Annotated in this window: 17 protein-coding genes and 1 pseudogene; 7 read left to right on the top strand and 11 right to left on the bottom strand. The window is 34.1% G+C overall.

All coding sequences use genetic code 11. From position 1 onward, the window contains the following. Positions 1–12 precede the first annotated feature (12 nt). Positions 13–330 (bottom strand): annotated as a pseudogene (locus IGL98_RS02910) (phosphopantetheine-binding protein); the annotation flags it as partial. A 159-nt stretch (positions 331–489) separates the two neighbouring features. Then, complete coding sequence (locus tag IGL98_RS02905; protein ID WP_206844502.1) at positions 490–1,815, bottom strand: amino acid adenylation domain-containing protein; 1,326 nt, start codon at positions 1,813–1,815, stop codon at positions 490–492. 253 nt (positions 1,816–2,068) lie between these two features. Here IGL98_RS02905 and IGL98_RS02900 point away from each other — a divergent pair, with 253 nt between their 5' ends. Continuing rightward, positions 2,069–2,623, top strand: coding sequence for a 4'-phosphopantetheinyl transferase family protein (locus IGL98_RS02900; protein ID WP_206911855.1), 555 nt, complete (start codon positions 2,069–2,071; stop codon positions 2,621–2,623). A 176-nt stretch (positions 2,624–2,799) separates the two neighbouring features. On the opposite strand, the gene IGL98_RS02895 is transcribed toward IGL98_RS02900, so the two are convergent. The 5 genes from IGL98_RS02895 to IGL98_RS02875 form a co-directional block, all read right to left on the bottom strand. Next, positions 2,800–4,041 carry an MFS transporter gene (locus tag IGL98_RS02895; RefSeq protein WP_206911856.1) on the bottom strand — a complete coding sequence of 414 codons (1,242 nt, stop codon included), beginning with the start codon at positions 4,039–4,041 and terminating at the stop codon, positions 2,800–2,802. Between the two features lie 144 nt (positions 4,042–4,185). After that, a complete protein-coding gene (locus tag IGL98_RS02890; protein ID WP_206844508.1) occupies positions 4,186–4,386 on the bottom strand; it encodes a hypothetical protein in 201 nt (66 codons plus the stop codon). Between the two features lie 20 nt (positions 4,387–4,406). Then, positions 4,407–4,628, bottom strand: a complete 222-nt coding sequence (locus tag IGL98_RS02885; protein ID WP_206844510.1) for a hypothetical protein — start codon at positions 4,626–4,628, stop codon at positions 4,407–4,409. A gap of 78 nt (positions 4,629–4,706) precedes the next feature. Further along, positions 4,707–5,393 carry an ABC transporter permease gene (locus IGL98_RS02880; protein ID WP_206911857.1) on the bottom strand — a complete coding sequence of 229 codons (687 nt, stop codon included), beginning with the start codon at positions 5,391–5,393 and terminating at the stop codon, positions 4,707–4,709. Continuing rightward, positions 5,390–6,112, bottom strand: coding sequence for an ABC transporter ATP-binding protein (locus tag IGL98_RS02875; RefSeq protein ID WP_339099618.1), 723 nt, complete (start codon positions 6,110–6,112; stop codon positions 5,390–5,392). The genes IGL98_RS02880 and IGL98_RS02875 overlap by 4 nt, the downstream gene beginning before the upstream one ends. A gap of 237 nt (positions 6,113–6,349) precedes the next feature. Here IGL98_RS02875 and IGL98_RS02870 point away from each other — a divergent pair, with 237 nt between their 5' ends. Then, positions 6,350–6,937 carry a TetR/AcrR family transcriptional regulator gene (locus IGL98_RS02870; RefSeq protein ID WP_206844515.1) on the top strand — a complete coding sequence of 196 codons (588 nt, stop codon included), beginning with the start codon at positions 6,350–6,352 and terminating at the stop codon, positions 6,935–6,937. A 22-nt stretch (positions 6,938–6,959) separates the two neighbouring features. Next, positions 6,960–7,196, top strand: a complete 237-nt coding sequence (locus IGL98_RS02865) for a hypothetical protein (protein ID WP_206844520.1) — start codon at positions 6,960–6,962, stop codon at positions 7,194–7,196. A 131-nt stretch (positions 7,197–7,327) separates the two neighbouring features. Here IGL98_RS02865 and IGL98_RS02860 read toward each other — a convergent pair whose 3' ends face one another. After that, on the bottom strand, positions 7,328–8,776 hold the full coding sequence (locus tag IGL98_RS02860) for a glycoside hydrolase family 1 protein (protein WP_206844523.1): 1,449 nt from the start codon (positions 8,774–8,776) through the stop codon (positions 7,328–7,330). A 163-nt stretch (positions 8,777–8,939) separates the two neighbouring features. On the opposite strand from IGL98_RS02860, the gene IGL98_RS02855 reads away from it, so the two are divergent. Both IGL98_RS02855 and IGL98_RS02850 read left to right on the top strand, forming a co-directional pair. Next, on the top strand, positions 8,940–9,737 hold the full coding sequence (locus IGL98_RS02855; RefSeq protein WP_206911858.1) for a MurR/RpiR family transcriptional regulator: 798 nt from the start codon (positions 8,940–8,942) through the stop codon (positions 9,735–9,737). Positions 9,738–9,779: 42 nt separating this feature from the next. Then, entirely contained in the window at positions 9,780–10,382 is a 603-nt protein-coding gene (locus IGL98_RS02850) for a hypothetical protein (protein ID WP_206911859.1), read from the top strand. A 49-nt stretch (positions 10,383–10,431) separates the two neighbouring features. Here the strand turns inward: IGL98_RS02850 and IGL98_RS02845 are convergent, their stop codons facing one another. Both IGL98_RS02845 and IGL98_RS02840 read right to left on the bottom strand, forming a co-directional pair. Next, a complete protein-coding gene (locus IGL98_RS02845; RefSeq protein ID WP_206913462.1) occupies positions 10,432–12,717 on the bottom strand; it encodes a glycosyl hydrolase family 18 protein in 2,286 nt (761 codons plus the stop codon). 313 nt (positions 12,718–13,030) lie between these two features. Continuing rightward, a complete protein-coding gene (locus IGL98_RS02840; RefSeq protein WP_206913459.1) occupies positions 13,031–13,738 on the bottom strand; it encodes a winged helix-turn-helix domain-containing protein in 708 nt (235 codons plus the stop codon). Positions 13,739–14,045: 307 nt separating this feature from the next. On the opposite strand from IGL98_RS02840, the gene IGL98_RS02835 reads away from it, so the two are divergent. Further along, positions 14,046–15,005 carry an IS30 family transposase gene (locus tag IGL98_RS02835; protein ID WP_206912045.1) on the top strand — a complete coding sequence of 320 codons (960 nt, stop codon included), beginning with the start codon at positions 14,046–14,048 and terminating at the stop codon, positions 15,003–15,005. Between the two features lie 233 nt (positions 15,006–15,238). Here IGL98_RS02835 and yeiL read toward each other — a convergent pair whose 3' ends face one another. Further along, the gene (yeiL, locus tag IGL98_RS02830; protein WP_206911581.1) at positions 15,239–15,913 is read right to left on the bottom strand and encodes a transcriptional regulator YeiL; all 675 of its coding nucleotides are present in this window, start codon (positions 15,911–15,913) and stop codon (positions 15,239–15,241) included. A 380-nt stretch (positions 15,914–16,293) separates the two neighbouring features. On the opposite strand from yeiL, the gene IGL98_RS02825 reads away from it, so the two are divergent. Beyond that, a complete protein-coding gene (locus tag IGL98_RS02825) occupies positions 16,294–16,920 on the top strand; it encodes a YczE/YyaS/YitT family protein (protein ID WP_206911580.1) in 627 nt (208 codons plus the stop codon).

Raw genomic sequence — 16,920 nt, 5'->3', positions numbered from 1 at the left:
GCGCGCTGCAATATTGCTAAGATTTTTTTCTACCATGATTGTCGGAACACTTAAGCTATAGCCGATCTCTCTTAGCTTTGATACAATTCTAATTGCTTTGATTGAATCGCCACCAATTTCAAAAAAATTATGATTGCATCCAATAGTTGAATTATTCAACACTGTAGAAAAAACAGAAATAAGCACGCGTTCTTTTTCAGTTTTAGGTATTTCGATTGCTTTTGAAGTAACAATTGCCACGTCTTCAATAACAGGTAATTTACTTCTATCTAATTTTCCATTGCTATTTACAGGTAAAGCGGCAATTTTTATGAATCTTTTTGGAACCATATATACCGGTAATTTTCCCTCTAAAAATTCTTGTAATTGTCTTTCTTGATAATTTTCTTTAGAAACAAAATAAGCAATGATTTGATTTTTTTCAGTCACAATAATTGCGGCATCATCAATTGAGGAATAGCTAGCTAAGGTATTTTTGATTTCACTCAATTATATTCGTAATCCATTGATTTTGACTTGCTCATCGATTCGACCCAAGTATTCTAAATTTCCATTTTCCTGCCATTTTGCCAAGTCACCTGTTCTGTATATTTTATCTGGTAAACCAAAATAGTTATCGACAAATTTTTCTTCAGTCAACTCTGGACGATTCAAGTATCCTCTGGCAACACCGACTCCGCCAATACAAAGCTCGCCTGCATCATTAACACCACACAGCTGATTCTCGTTCATTATATAGATAGCAACATTATCAATCCCTTTACCAATTGAAACAGTTGACTGATCTTTTAATTCGCTAAGATGAAAATAAGTCGCACCAATCGAAGCTTCTGTTGGACCGTATAAATTATAGATATGTTCTTTTGTCAACGAAGTCAAATTACAAATCTTTTTAACTAGAGATTCTTCTAATTTTTCACCAGCAATATAGAGCGTGTTTAAACATGCTAAATAGGAGGCTTTATCCACTTCAACAACATAATCCAAAAAGACAGAGAGCACCGTTGGGATCATGACCATATGGGTTACTTGATTTGTTTTGATAACATCAAGCAACATACTAAAGTTGTTATTTTCTTGATCTGTCAACAATTGTAGTTTGGCACCACCTAATAATCCTAGAAAAATCTCACCAACTACTGCATCAAAAGAACAGGTCGCTTTTTGAAGCATGACACTTTTTTCGTCAAATTTTGCTGTTCCAAGTTTCCATTTGATAAAATTTACTAATCCTTTATGTTCGATCATAACGCCTTTGGGATTGCCTGTTGTTCCAGAAATATAAATAACATAAGCTAATTGGTTCGGGGAATATGAAATATTTGAATTTTTGATACTCTTACTGGTGAAATCTGGTGAAATAATGTTTTTATTTAATAATTTTTCCCATTTTTCTCTTGTATTTCTATTCGTAATTATTTGTTTCGCGTGGCTATCTTTAATTATATAGTTGATTCGTTCTTCAGGGTTTTCAGAATCTATAGGTAAAAATGCAGCTCCAGTTTTTAAAATTCCTAAGATTGCTATAATTAATTCGATGGAACGATTTAAAATAATTCCTACTATATCTTCTTTTTCAACCCCTTCTTCTACCAGTATTTTTGCAACATAGTTTGCTCTTCGATCTAGTTCTTCATACGTCAGCATCTCACCACTGATACCAACTGCTATTCTTTGTGGATGTTTTTCAACTTCTTTTTCAAACCATGTAACTATATCCACTTCATCGTACGTTGTATTTTTGTTTGAATTAAACATATGAATAACTTTTTCATACTCACTTACTTCTAACTTACTGATTAATCCATTATCCAACTCACTACTCACTCCATTTTGTTATATTAAACGGTCCAAATATAATATCTTCATTTCTGCACTTAACAGTGAATAAAATCACGTGAATATTCAGTCTGATTAATTCAAAGTTTATTTAAAATTCAACTAAATGTCAAATTTATTTTCTAAAAAATAATTAAATGTTAATAATAAGAAAAACAAACTTGGCTTTGATCAATATGTAAAATATACTTACGATAATTTACTTCTATTTATTATTACTGAGGTGCATATGTTACATACAGTTATATTAAAATTAAATGACTCACTAAATTCTGACGTTTGGTCAAAGTGGTTTCACTTACTTGAATTAGAAAAACAAAATAAGATAAAAACCTTAAGATTTGCTGATAACCGATTGCGTTGTCTTGCAGCGGGAATTCTTTTGCGATCGATGTTATTCAATCATTGTCAAGTATTGCCATCCGAGTTAGTTTTCTCAACGAATGAAAAGGGAAAACCATTCTTAGTTTCTCATCCAGAGTTATTTTTCAATCTGAGTCATTCTGGCGATTATGTTTGCTGCTCACTAAGCAGCTCTCCTGTAGGCGTAGATATTGAGAAGATGGAAACACTTGATATTGAAAGTATTGCCTCCTATTTTTCAATTCATGAAAAAAAATACATCTGCTCCAAAGATACTGAACAAGAACACTTAGATGCCTTTTATTCTTTATGGACACTAAAAGAAGCTTTCAGTAAATATATAGGCAGTGGATTATCGATTCCCTTGGATACTTATTCTTTTTTTCTAAACAAAAAAAAATTTCTCTTTCCACCCAACTAAAAAATGATGCTCACTTTCACTCTAGTAGCATTGGTGATCAATATAAACTGGCTCTTTGCTCACCCATTCTTTCTGAAAATATTGAAAAACATTTAACTCTGACTGAATTTATTAAAACCATTCCCTTTTAAAAAAACAGCACAAAAAAACAGCCCCTTTGGAAGCAAGCTGCTTTTTTATTGATTAAAATTTTTAAATGAATTCCTGGAAAGATAACTCACTAAAAGCATGACCAATCCCGTAAATAAAAATAAAATATAAACCGAATTTGAAAATATCTCGAATAAAAAACCATAGACTGCTTGAGAAAGTGGCTGTGCGCATAAGCTTAAAGTCGTAACGTATGACATTACTTTTCCAACTAATTGAACAGGTGTATTGGCTTGAATATTCGAAACAACAAATATAGAAAATAAGGTAAACAATACCTGTAAAAGCATGATCGTTAATGTAAATAATACAAAAGTTAATGTAGCAGGCAAATTGAGCATAAAAATAATTCCCATAACTAGAACCAAAAAACTGGATAAGCCAACGATTAAGTAACTATTTTTCATATTCAATTTTTTTGCAAGCACACCAACCATAAGTGCACCTACAATTCCAGCCAAAGAAATCAAGCCTTGGTTGATCCCTAAATACTGACTATTCAACTCTAATACAATTCTGATGATATAAGGAATACCAACAAAAAGCAGGCCCGAAATAAAAAAGCTTATTGCACCTAAAATAAAAATGATTTTTACGATAGCAGGTTCCTCTTTTCTAATAAAAACCCAACTTTCCTTTAAATCTTTGATTACCGTTGCAATTGCTCCATTTTCAAATTTGACTACTAAAATCGGAATTTTAATAAAACATTCTACACAGGCCGCACCAAAGAATAAGAGAAAACAAATAACAAATATCCATTCGATTTTTACTAAACTATATAAAAATCCAGCAAGTATGGGCCCTACAAAATTTGCAAACAACTGAATTAGATTGACAACCGAGTTTGCTTTTAGTAACTTATCTTCCTTGAATAACAACGGCATACTTGATTGAACGATCGGAGTCTCAAATGCCGAAACAACTGACATTAACAATAAACACATCGCAACGATCGCTATATTCGCCTTTGAAACCACTGCAAAATAAACCAAAACTGCAATACACGCGTACAAACCATCCATAATGACCATCATATTTTTTTTATTAAAATTATCTGCTAACACACCGCCAATTGGTGAAAAAATAATTGTGGGGATAATCGATATCGCTAAAAGAGTACCGAATAACGCAGCCGATTTTGTTAAATCTAAAATATACAGAGACAGAGCAAATTTCATCACAGAATTTGCTAAAACAGACAACGTTTGTCCCATAATGATATAAGCAAAATTTCTATTCCAAATCGCATGACCTTTAATTTCCATATTTTCCTCCTAAATTTAAAAGTGTAACCGGCTCACTTAGCTCTGACTGAAAAGTAGGGAAACGGAAAGCAACACTTTTTCCCTCACTTCATTTTGATCTTTATTCCAAGTAGCAAGCCTACCAAACCAGCTATTCTTCCATTATTATTTTGTATTCACTAAAAAAATATTTACTCCAGCTAACACACATGGTATTAAGAAAACCCATGAAAATTTCAAACAAATAATGCTTATTACCACAATAACCAGACTAATAACAGAATATTTGTTTGTTACTTTTGGCAACTTCACTTTAACTCCTAAATTTTGACCGATATTTTCAAAAAAGCGAGTCAATTGATCCATTTCAAATCAGTCCTTTCTCTCTATAATAAGCTAGTTAACAGCTGTACACCTTGTGCCAGAACAATGATAATTCCACCCCAAATCAAGACTTTAGAAATATTTTTGTTCTTATTTCTTTTTGCTAAAATCAATCCAATAATAAATAGTACGATCCCTAGAATAATTGTCCCAATCCATATATAAATTAAGACTGATTTATCTGGAATTGTGATAAATGAATTTTCTGTAAGTTTGTTTCGCATGAATTTTTCTCTCCTTAATATAAAAGCATAGCAGGTTCATCCAATTTCAATTGAACAGTTTAGCCTGCGAGCTAGACTTTACATTTCTTTAACTAACATTGAACGATAGGTCACGATCACCAATCCTACACTAACCGCCCCTAAAAATAATGAAATAATAGGAATTCCTAGTAATCCAGTAGGGGATGCTTGAGAATTAGACCCAATTACCACAATGACTAGCGACGAAACGATTGTTGCAATAACCGAAACGTTCTTCATTCCGATAAATAATGGCAAAAAACCAAGACAACAATTTGAAATAAGTACGATCAGTAATGACCCTAGATTTTCTGAAGCAAATGTAACAAATGACAATCGTTGACTTAACAAATAAGTACTTACCTCCTGAAAGAGTGTTGAGAACAAAGCAAATGCTACAGTTAATAGAAAAACAAGTAGGAATTTAGCTAAAATCAATTGCTTTTTACTGAATGGATACGTAAATAATACTGTGATTGTTTTTGATTTGTACTCTTCAATAATGATTTGGACAATTAAAATTGCTTGCCAAACAATCAAAACGGCTCGTGTAATCAGTAAAGCTAGCTCTGATGTAGTCAGTTGAACCACATTACCGATTGGATTGATTTCACTTGCTGGACCAGCCAATAATGTCGCTGTAAAAACGGAAAGTAAGAGAACAATGATATTCATTACAATCAGTGAGATGATCTGACTTTTCACATTGATTTTTTTCAATTCAATTTTCAGCAACTTCATCATATACTCACTCCTTCTTTGACCAAGGATAGGTAATATTCTTCAATCCCCACATCCATCTCCTCTATTGCTATTTTACTGACTTCTTTGATTAATTTTCCTTTCGCAACGATACCGATCGTATCAGCTATTTTGAATACTTCAATCAAAATATGGCTGGAAATCAAGACTGTTGTTCCGTAGGTTTGATTAATAGTTAAAATCAAATTTCTAAAATCAATAATTCCTTCTGGATCCAACCCATTTATCGGTTCATCTAAAATCAATAGCTCTGGTTCATTCAAAAGAGCACGACCTAGCCCTAGCCGTTGTTTCATTCCTAGTGACAATTGATCGATTTTTTTCTTTTTTTCATTGATCAAGCCAATGTTCTGCAATACGTTGTCTATGTTACTTTTAAACTGTTCCCCCATATAATCACAATGAAGCAGCAAATTCTCTTCCACCGTCATGTTCTCATAGAAGACAGGCATTTCAATAATACTACCTAGTTTTTTATACTGCTCCACAGACTGAGGCATCTGTTCACCAAAGAGATAAATTTCCCCACTATTGGGTTTTACAAGATCAAAAATTGATTTGATGATCGTTGTTTTTCCAGCACCATTTGCACCTAGTAGCCCATAAATCATTCCTTTCTTCAATGAAAGGGATACGTCATCTAAAACAAGTTGTGTTCCAAATGATTTCGTCAACTTTTTGATTTCCAATACATTATCCACTAACAATTTCACTCATTTCTTTTTTGAATATTTTATTATGAATATTCACAACTTTATATTCATAATAATGCCTGTATTTTTTATTGTCAAGTGTTTTTAACATTATTTTTATGCATCCTCTGATTTTAATCAATTCCCATAAGAATGAATATAACAAAAACTTGACAAAATATTTTTTTAATCTACAATTATGAATATTAAGATAAATATATTCAGCGGTTAGAAAGTAGGCTAGTAATGAAGATAGGTACAAAGGGATTTTCGGAAGAAAAAAGAACAGAACTAAGAAATACTCTATGCATGGAATGTGAAAAAAGTTGGGGTATCAATGGGTATAAGAAGACAAATATTGCTGAATTGACGTCTAAATGCTCTATCTCTACTGGTGCATTTTATTTATTATATGGAACAAAAGAAGACTTATTTGTCGATACCTTAAACAGAGTACAGAACCGTCTGAAAACAAATTGGCGCACTATTTTAAATGCCTCCCCTTCTAAAGAAGGTTTTGTTGAAGCGATGAAATTTTTGTTCAGGGAATATAAAAATTCACCTTTTCTTTACGATTTCTCAAACCCTGATTTTTTAGCCTTTGTTGGGAAATTACCACCCAATCTCATTACTGAACTTAAAACGGATAACTGGAAGTTTTTTGAAGAAGCATTACAGATTGCCAATTTAAAACTTAAGGTAAGTCCGAAAAAAGCTTTTGAAATTATCAATACCTTATTAAGTATCATTATTATTCGTGATAGAGTAACGGATGATTTTGAGAGTATTTTTGAGTTTATTTTAGACTCTACCATTGATAACGTGATCGAATAACCACATACGAGGAGGAATAATGATGTTATCTGAAATTAATTCTAATTTGAACAAAATCAACGATTCATTACATGTAAATGTTTCTTTACCCACACCCAGTGAAGAACGTATAGCCAAAGCTTCTGCTGCTAACTTCATATTAGGAACAACAGCGATTTGCTACGGTTTGATGACAAAAAAGAAACGTTATTGTTTGATGGGTGGACTTTCTCTTTTATCTGCTTGGATTTTAAAAGAAGAAATAGAACAAGATAGGTAAGTCATCCTTATAGCTTCCACTTTCTCTACGAAAAAAATGGACCAAAACGATTATCGTTTAGTCCATTTTTTTATTTTTATCTGCTATTTTTTTAGTTAGTAGATATTTTTGATTGCTTCCTTTTGTATCGTTTAGTCTAAGTCAGCTCCATTTGTTTCAATTACTTTTTTATACCAGTAGAAAGAATCTTTGCGAGAACGATCTAAACTACCTTTCCCTTCATCATCTAAATCAACATAGATAAAGCCATAACGTTTGGACATTTCACTTGTACTTGCGCTAACTAAATCGATACAGCCCCACGGTGTATACCCCATCAAATCTACACCTTCATCGATGGCTTGTTCCATTTGCTCGATATGACTTCTTAGATAATCAATACGATAACTATCATGAATACTACCGTCTGCTTCCACAACATCTTTAGCCCCTAAGCCATTTTCTACGATAAACAAAGGAACTTGATAGCGATCATAAAGCTTATGCAAAGTTACACGAAGTCCAACTGGATCGATTTGCCAGCCCCAATCACTTGCTTCTAAATATGGATTTTTCTTAGAGCTAAGAAGATTTCCGGTTGTCGTATCCCCATCTTTTTTATGAGAAGCGATACTGCTCATGTAATAGCTAAACGACATAAAATCAACCGTTCCTTCACGTAAAATTTGATCGTCACCCGCTTCTTTTTTGATGGTAATATTATGATCACGGAAAAATTTATTCATATAGCTTGGATAGTAGCCGCGAATTTGGACATCTGAATAAAATAAGTTATTATGGTCACTATTTACACTTTCCATCACATCTAGCGGATTACAGGTTTCAGGATAAGCTTCCATTCTCGCTAACATACAACCAATTTTTGCATCAGGAATAATTTCATGACATGCTTTAACTGCTAAAGCACTTGCGATAAATTGATGATGAGCTGCTTGATATTGGGCTTGCAACATGTTTTTCTCTCCATCAGCTAAAATACCACCACTTAAATAGCCTGTCATACCGATTATATTGATTTCGTTAAAGGTCAGCCAATACTTCACTTTGTCTTTGTAACGATTGAACAAGACACGGGCATAACGTTCAAAAGCTTCGATCGTTTCACGACTTTCCCAGCCATTTTGTTTAAACGCTAAACCTAAAGGAAACTCATAATGAGAAATCGTCACTAACGGCTCAATATCATATTTCAAACATTCATCAAAAACCGCATCGTAGAATGCGAGACCTGCTTCGTTTGGCTCTAGTTCATCCCCATTTGGAAAAATTCGCGGCCAAGAAATCGATAAACGAAACGTTTTGAAACCCATTTCGGCAAATAATGCGATATCTTCTTTATATCTATGATAAAAATCGATCCCATGACGTTTAGGATAAACACCTTCTTTATCATTCATCGCAAATTCGACATCTGCTTTTGTTGTGGGTTTCAACAATTCTGCCATACTAATACCATTTTCTTTGATAAAACGTGCTGTATCAGCCGTTGACCACCCTTTACCATCTTCTAAAAATGCGCCTTCAAATTGATTGGCCGCAGTTGCGCCGCCCCATAAAAAATTTTGTGGAAATCCACTCATATTTTTCCATCCTCTCGGTCATTGATTTAGTGTATAATTGACTTAATAAGCTTATCTTAACACGAGAAGATACGAAGTTATTTTTATGTTTCTTGCGTGATTTTCATTATTTCGATCCATTTTCATACTTGTGAAAATGAATCATCTTAAAGGAGTTTTTTTGATGCTTGATCTATTTGATTTTCTCCATTATTTAAATACAAATAAACGAGATGCAACCTATTCACGAATCATCATTTATCTCTTTTCTCATCTCAATGAAATTCGGACACTGACCATTACCGAGGTTGCGGAACGTTGCTTTGTCTCACCAGCAACGTTAACACGATTCTGCCGTCACTTTGGGATATCAAGCTTTGCTTCTTTACGGGAATCTTTGGTTTCTTTAGGAACAATGAAAAAACACAGCGGTTTACGAATGAAAGAACAAGAATTAAGTGATCTAAAAAGTGATCCTAAGGGCTATCTTGCCTCTTATGGAACCGAAATCATCACAGCAATCAATGATGTTCAGCAAACAATCGATATTGAGCAAGTCGATCAAATTTTGGCGGATATCCATCAAGCAGAAGAAGTTGTTCTGATCGGCTACAGCTCAACATTGGAACTAGCAAAAGATCTACAAACTTCTTTTCTACTAAGTCAAAAGCTGATTTTTGTAGGTGAAACAGAGGAAACACAGCAAGCTTTTGTTACAGAGCTTAGCGAAAAATCAATTGTGATCGTCATTTCATCTTACGGTTCACTACTTAACCGCAGTAGTGACCTAATGAGAAAAATCAGTGATAGTCCAGCTAAATCGATTCTTTTAACGCAACATACACAAAATACGCTGACCACTCAATTCGATCTGTCCGTTAATGTGACTACAACAAATTATGTGCGTATCGGTAATTATCCGTTAACCTTTTTTCTAGATTATTTTGCACGTCGGTATGCCAGTTTATATCAAAAAATTTAGGTAAAATCATTTATGCGTTAACTATTAAAAAAGGAGAAAAATATGGGGTTATTTGATTTTTTTAAACACACAGAACCAAAAAACGTCATCAACTTAGATGAGGAAGTAGCAAAAATTGTCGCAATCTATGAAACCTATCCGGAGTTTCCAGCGATGTCGGAAAATCGAAATGTGGATGAATGGCTAGAATCGATTGCTAAAGGTACAAGTAAAATTGTTCCCAGAGAAAGCATGATCCGTAATGAAGATGGTTTACTTCCTGGCGAAGTGATTATACTCGATTGGGTCAATGGAAAAGATTCTACTACTGCAATTTTTCCGGAATTCTTTGAAATGGAGTTAGGGATTGATCCAGTAGAAACAACAAATGAACTGCTTTTTGCTGACTATTTAGATATTTTGAATGATGCTTCGGTTATCAATTCTTGGACTTTGTTTCAATTGAATGAGGTATTGAAAGAAAACGGATTAACTAAATGTGACACCAAAGAACAAGCCGTTCAATTACTAAAAAAAGAATTTACTACTGATTATATTCTCAATATGGTCGATCCTGGCATTTATATTTTAATGGATAAAGGACAAAAAATTGTTGAAAAATATGCGGATGTTATTCATGACTATTTAGACACTCCGCCAAAATAAAAGAGAAGCTGGACTAACATTAAATGTCGGTCCAGCTTCTCTTTTATTTTTATCCAACTAACTCCCAAGGACCCCATTGTTCTGTTCCTGGTACGTTTCCTTGCGTCCACCATTTTGCTTTGTATGTTTTACCTTGGTAGGTTACAACATCTCCGCCATTATAAGCCTTAGCTGCATCCCATGCATTGCTTACAGGAGGAGTTGTGCTTTCTTTTGTTTTCACAGCGACTGAATTGCTATCTGCTGAAAGATTTCCCGCAGCATCATACGCTTTCACTGTGTAATTATAAGTTGTATTCGCGATTAAATTTGCATCCGTGTAGCTTGTTTCAGCAACCGTTCCTACTAATACACCATCACGGTATACTTTGTAACCAACGAGCTTCACGTTGTCAGTAGAAGCTGACCAGCTTAATGCAGCACTATTTTCGGTAACTGTTCCAGCAACTAGATTTGCAGGTGTTGTCGGTGGTGTTGTATCTGTCGGATCTGGATTGACTGCTCCTCCACCATAAATCGTTTGTTTGCTAAGTTCTGCACCATTTTTAGCAATCCGCTGAGTCAACGCAATACTGCTGATACGATTCACATCAACTGCGGCTGCACTAGACTTCAATCTAAAGGTATAACTTGCACCTTGTGGAATTTGCTGTGCATCGTATACAGAAGATAAATCGACCACTACATTACCATTTTCTACTGTTACGGTTCCAGCTTTATAATCCCCTGCTGTCAACGTTTCAGCTGCGTTGACTGGGATATATAATTTTGGTAGTTTCACCGTTTCAAAGGCTGCTTCAACTGCTTTTAAAACGTCTCCTGTTTCTCCAGAAGTTTCATTATTTTTGACTGTTATTTCATAACCAGCGCCATTTTCACTATATGGTGCAATCGTTGCTTTGACATTTAAGTCTGCATAAACAGTTTTATTTGCTTGTAGAGCAGTTGAACCAAACAAACCTGTCTTGATCACTTTCGTTAATTCGTCACGCTTCGTTGTATCTGTCGCTTTATCTTGTGACTGCATCCATGAAATCACGCCGCCTAATTGGTTATTTTTCACATATTCTGCTTTATAACCGATTGAACGAGGATTGTCATAGGTATAAAATTCGCCAGTTTTTTGATTGTACATGTAAGGCGCTTTAGCTACATCATCCCAATATTCTTTTAAGTCAGGTGATTTCACTTTAAGATCAGCAATATTACGATAGGGCCAAACGCCGCCAGCACGTCCGCCATCACCTGATTTTAATGGATTTTTATTATTGGCACCATAGGTTGGTGATAAATCTGCATCTTTATTATTTTTTTCTGCGGCTTGGAATAAACCAGGATGAGCTGCGTCTGTCCCTTGTGCTACTTTGTTCCAGCCACGAGTATAGAAGGCTGCTCCGATCACGATTTTACTTGATGGTGCACCATTTGTTTGCAAGTATTTCACTGTTTGATCGACAGAAAATCCACTAGCATAATTGGGATCTGCTGGATTGCCGTAAAGCGCGCTATGATGTGCACTATTCGGTGTCCAAGCACCGTTCATATCATAGGTCATCACATTAGCAAAATCGATTACTTTAAACAATTGCGCAACGTCTACACCATTTTTCAAGGTATTTTGTGAAGCAGGTAAAGCAACTGAAAGTTCATAGGTCTTTCCTAAATCTTTTCCCTGTTTGTCAATTGCTGTACGAATATCTTGTAAGAGTGTGATAAAGTTTTGTTTGTCTTCAGGTTTTGCATGTGGTGTGCCTTCGTCATTGGTGTTATCAACCTTGTCTGGTTCACGAACAGAAGCAGGATATTCCCAATCTAAATCGACAAAGTCCATATTTGTATATTTGATGAATTTAGCAATATTGCTGACAAAATTCGCTCGAATCGCTGGGTTCGCTGCCACATCAGAAAAATCACCTGATTTAGACCAGCCGCCGATTGAAATGCCAATTTTTAAGTTAGGGTTTTTCGCCCGAATATCTTGAATGGCATTTAAAACACCTGCACTGGCACTATTCCATTGAACACCCTCTTGCCCAACTGGTGCGCCAACTGCTGCATCTTTGTCTGTAAATTTCAAATTACCGCTACTGTCAAAATCTAAAAAAGCATAGTTTAAATGAGTCAATTGATCAGCCGGAATATCTTTAGGATAGAAATTATCTTCCCCACCCCAAATCGACCAATCACCATAGTACATTACATTGCGGTATTGCGAAGGTTCTGCCGCTTCCACAGTCTTATTTGGTACTAACACGGATAAGGATAAAACTAAACTAGAAACAACAAGTACTAGAGCAGACAAAACATTTACATTTTTTCTAAACACTTTTTTCAAATTCTCCACCTCGTTTTAAGTTTTATTGTGCAGTTTAACCGTACTTAATGACTCTCAGCTTTCTTCATGTAGCGAAAAGAAAACTGTTTTTACTTTTGACTAGCACCTCCTGTTATTCTTTTCATTTCACCTCATAATAATATAACATTTCGTTTGAAATAGCTAACTATATACACCTTTGAAAAATATTATTTTATTATTTAAAAAATAGAATGATTAAGTAGACAGCAAAACGTGAGAACAACCTAAAATGACTATCAAGTATTGTCTGTAAAAAATAAACTACCTTGAAAGTCATTTTTACTTTGTTTGATCAATTAAACAACATATAGCCTTTTGAACGTACTGTTCGGATATATTTTGGTTCGAAAGAATCGTCCTCAAGTTTCTTTCTCAAATGAAAGATCAAACTAGCCACTCGATATTTTTTATCTCCTTTTTCTTTTCCCCATATGTTCTTATATAGTTCTTCATAAGAAATTGCTTCACCTTTTCTATCACTCAACAATTTCAATATTTTAAATTCTGACTTAGTTAGTGCTATTTCGTTTTTTTCTCCAATTTTCACTGAAAAATTCGTAGGAATCAATTCTATTTCAAAAGCCTTTTCTGCTTCTGTTGACTGCTTAGTACGTTCATTTTTATCCTGATTTGCCTGTCTGCCTGATCTTCTTTCCTGAGTCTTTGTAATAAACAAACAAAATTCATATGCATCTGTGTGACTGTCAAAAGTGGTATCTTCCCCAAATTGAAGATGAATGACCCGCTTGACTTTCGTTGACTCCTCAGATAAAACCCAGATAAAAAAATTCGATAAACTTCTTACTTTGACAATTAATTCGCATGTCAGACCAATATCTTCTAATCCTGATTCGATGATGATTACAGCATTCATTTCAGATATTCTTTCGTCTAATTCACCTGAATCAATTTGAGGAACCAAACATCCCCCTTCTTTTAATTCTGATATGCATTCTAATTTACTAATCTCAACGTCGTTTACTACAGCTATATTAAACATTTTTACTCCTTTTTTAAAGATGATTTACTCTTTTTATTTGCGATTTTCTTACTAGTTACACTTCTATAGTAATCAATATTAAAAATTACTTTTTCATTCAACGTAATTTCAATTATGATTTAGATTTTATTTCACGTATCACAAATTTTTTCAGAGTATTTTCAATTATTTTCTTTCTGATAATTAGTATAAAAAAAATAGAGCACTTTTATTACGCCGATAGTAAAATTAAGCTAGACAACTAAATAAGTCATTTGTGCTACACTCAAAATAGTTCCGACCAAAGAATTATAAGGAGTGAAGACAAATGACCTATACTCATCTTACATCAAATGAACTCGTGATGATAGAAGCTTATTTCAATATGAGCCAACCTGTTACGATGGTTTCTAAGACTTTAAATCGTTCTAGACAGACAATCTACAATGTTTACAACTTCCTAAAACAAGGAAAATCTATCTGTGACTATTACCAACAATATAAAGAAAATAAAACGCGTTGTGGTCGACAACCCATTAGTTTGCCTACAGAACAGCATGATTACCTTCAAACTATGGTGGCTCAAGGGTGGACACCTGATGTGATTATTGGTCGAGCTGAGTTTCCTATTTCATGCTCTGTTAGAACACTTTATCGTCAGTTTAAAGCAAATCAATTTGATTGCTCAAAACTACCAATGAAAGGGAAACGAAAGCCCAACGGGCATAAAGAACGTCGCGGAAAGCAAGCATTTAAACGCAATATTTCAGAACGATCCACTGACTACCCTGATTTCCAACAGGAATTTGGGCATTTAGAAGGGGACACAATTGTTGGCGTTTATCATAAAAGTGCCATCATCACTCTAGTTGAACGCCTTTCAAAAGTGATTATTACATTAAAACCAAATGGTCGGAAAGCATTGGATATTGAAAAAGCGACAACTGATTGGCTACAAAAGATTCCCAGAAATTTGTTCAAATCCGTGACCTTTGATTGTGGAAAAGAATTTTCAAATTGGAAAAACATGAGTAATGTCAATGATATTTCTATCTATTTTGCAGACCCTGGAACCCCCTCACAACGCGGATTAAATGAGCATTCGAATGGGTTATTACGTAAAGATGGGCTGCCTAAAACAATGGATTTTAATCAAGTTGACCAAGCTTTTGTTGCGGCTGTCGCCTCTAAAAGAAATCACATACCAAGGAAATCTTTAAATTATCGAACACCATTAGAAGTATTTTTGAGTTACATAAATGAAAGACAATTGTCTAGCTTAATTTGACAAATCAAATTATTAAAATCAAGTGTAAATATTATCTTTTTTTGATAACGTTTATATTCTTTTTATTTACTAAAAAAAACAATCAAAATTCCTTATAAAATAAAAAAAGTCACTCTAAGAATAGGCGTGACTTTCTTCTTATATATTTGTTTGAAGTAAAGAATCAATTTCTTGCTTGGGTATCTATTCCTATTTGTCTGCTTGAAAAGAGAAGAATATTTTATATCTATCTTTCAATATTCAATCAATCCTGTAGCTAATTCTTTTAATTTATCTCGATTTAATTGATAGCTTTTGCCCTGCTTTGTAACCAATCCTGCTTTTTGAAAATCGGTCAGAGTATAAATCAAATGTCTGTAACTAACACCGAGAAACTCAGCGGTTTCTGTTTGCTTCTCTGCATATATTCCTTCAAGCTCTGTTTGCAGCATGTAAGCAGATAAACGATATTTTAGTTCATAATTTTGATTATTTGAAAAGTGTTCCACTCTTAATAAGACTTTCTCACCTAAATATTTAGCAATAATTCTCAGAAAATGGTTATCATTCAATAATTCTTGCTTTACCGTATGATAAGGTAACGTTAGACAAATACACTGATCGATTGCTTGGACATCTTTGACTTGTTCTTCTACTTCTAATAGAGAAAGTTCACCGATAAAATCTCCTTGTCCTAAAAATTGTATCAGAGAACGTCGGCCATTTTCGTGTATTTTATAAATTTTGGCTCTGCCTTCAATCAAGAAAAAAAGATGTTCTACTTGTTTATCAAATCGAACAATATATTCTTTTTTATCATAAACATTGAGTTTGGCATGTTGTAACAATGCATCTGAAAAGTAGTCACTTAGACTAGTTACGCTTCCCCCATTTAATTCAGCTAGTTGATCTAAACGATATGTTTTCATTTCTCCTCCTTAAAACATGAGATATCTCCTATTATTATGACTGACTATCCAGTAAATTACTACTAAGAGGTAGTTGGACTTCATTACTTTTCTGTAAAATTTGAGTGATATTCGATTCCTCTTTTATAGCATCTAGCTTCTCAGGCTAACCTTTTGGTAAAAAGATAAAATAGGATTGTGCAAAAAGCGCACTCTCCCATTTTCCTATTTTTCCGTCAAGGTTAAACGAGCCGGTTCAGCTTTTATGTTATCTAGCTTCTCAGGCTAACCTTTCGGTAAAAAGATAAAATAGGATCGTGCAAAAAGCGCACTCTCCCATTTTCCTATTTTTCCGTCAAGGTTAAACGAGCCGGTTCAGCTTTTAAATTTAGGAGGTTATTATGAAAAAGGTTTTGTATTCTCTTTTCTTTTACACACTTAGTGGAATTGGGATTAGTTTCACTCTAAAAGCTGATATTGGGGTCAGTAGTTTCAATTCATTGAATGTTGCTATTGCTCAGATTAGTGACATCCAAGTTGGCACAGTCACTTTTTTATTGAATAGCTTATTTTTGATTCTCTTTATTTCGTTATCAAAACAAAAGCAATTCTTCAAATATTTATTGATGTTCCTTTCAATACTGTGTTTGGGTAGCATCATCAACTTTTTTTCATACACGGTATTGGCACCTTTACATTTGGATAATTATTTTCTTAGATTAGCCGTTTTTGTCTTTGGTACGTGTGTGTCAGGTGTTGCTACAGGGATGGTCATTTCACTGGATGTTTTGCCATTTCCTATCGAAAGTGTCTGTATTGCCTTATCAGAGTTGACGGGGCACTCTTTCGCCAAGTATAGATACGGTATTGATTTGTTTTCTGTCACCGTTTCATTTGCCCTTTCATTTATTTACGGTCTACCAATTTTTGTCAGAGAAGGGACGCTTATCAGTTTATTCTTATTGTCTGGAGTTATTTCTAAGACAAAAGCAAATTACGAAACCTATTCACTCAATCAAAAAAGTTAG

It is taken from the genome of Enterococcus sp. DIV0840 (genome assembly GCF_050527835.1).
In the GTDB taxonomy this organism is placed as follows: Bacteria; Bacillota; Bacilli; order Lactobacillales; family Enterococcaceae; genus Enterococcus_L; species Enterococcus_L ureasiticus.
The sequence above is the reverse complement of the archived record's forward strand: the minus strand, read 5'-3'. Positions and strand labels throughout refer to the sequence as shown.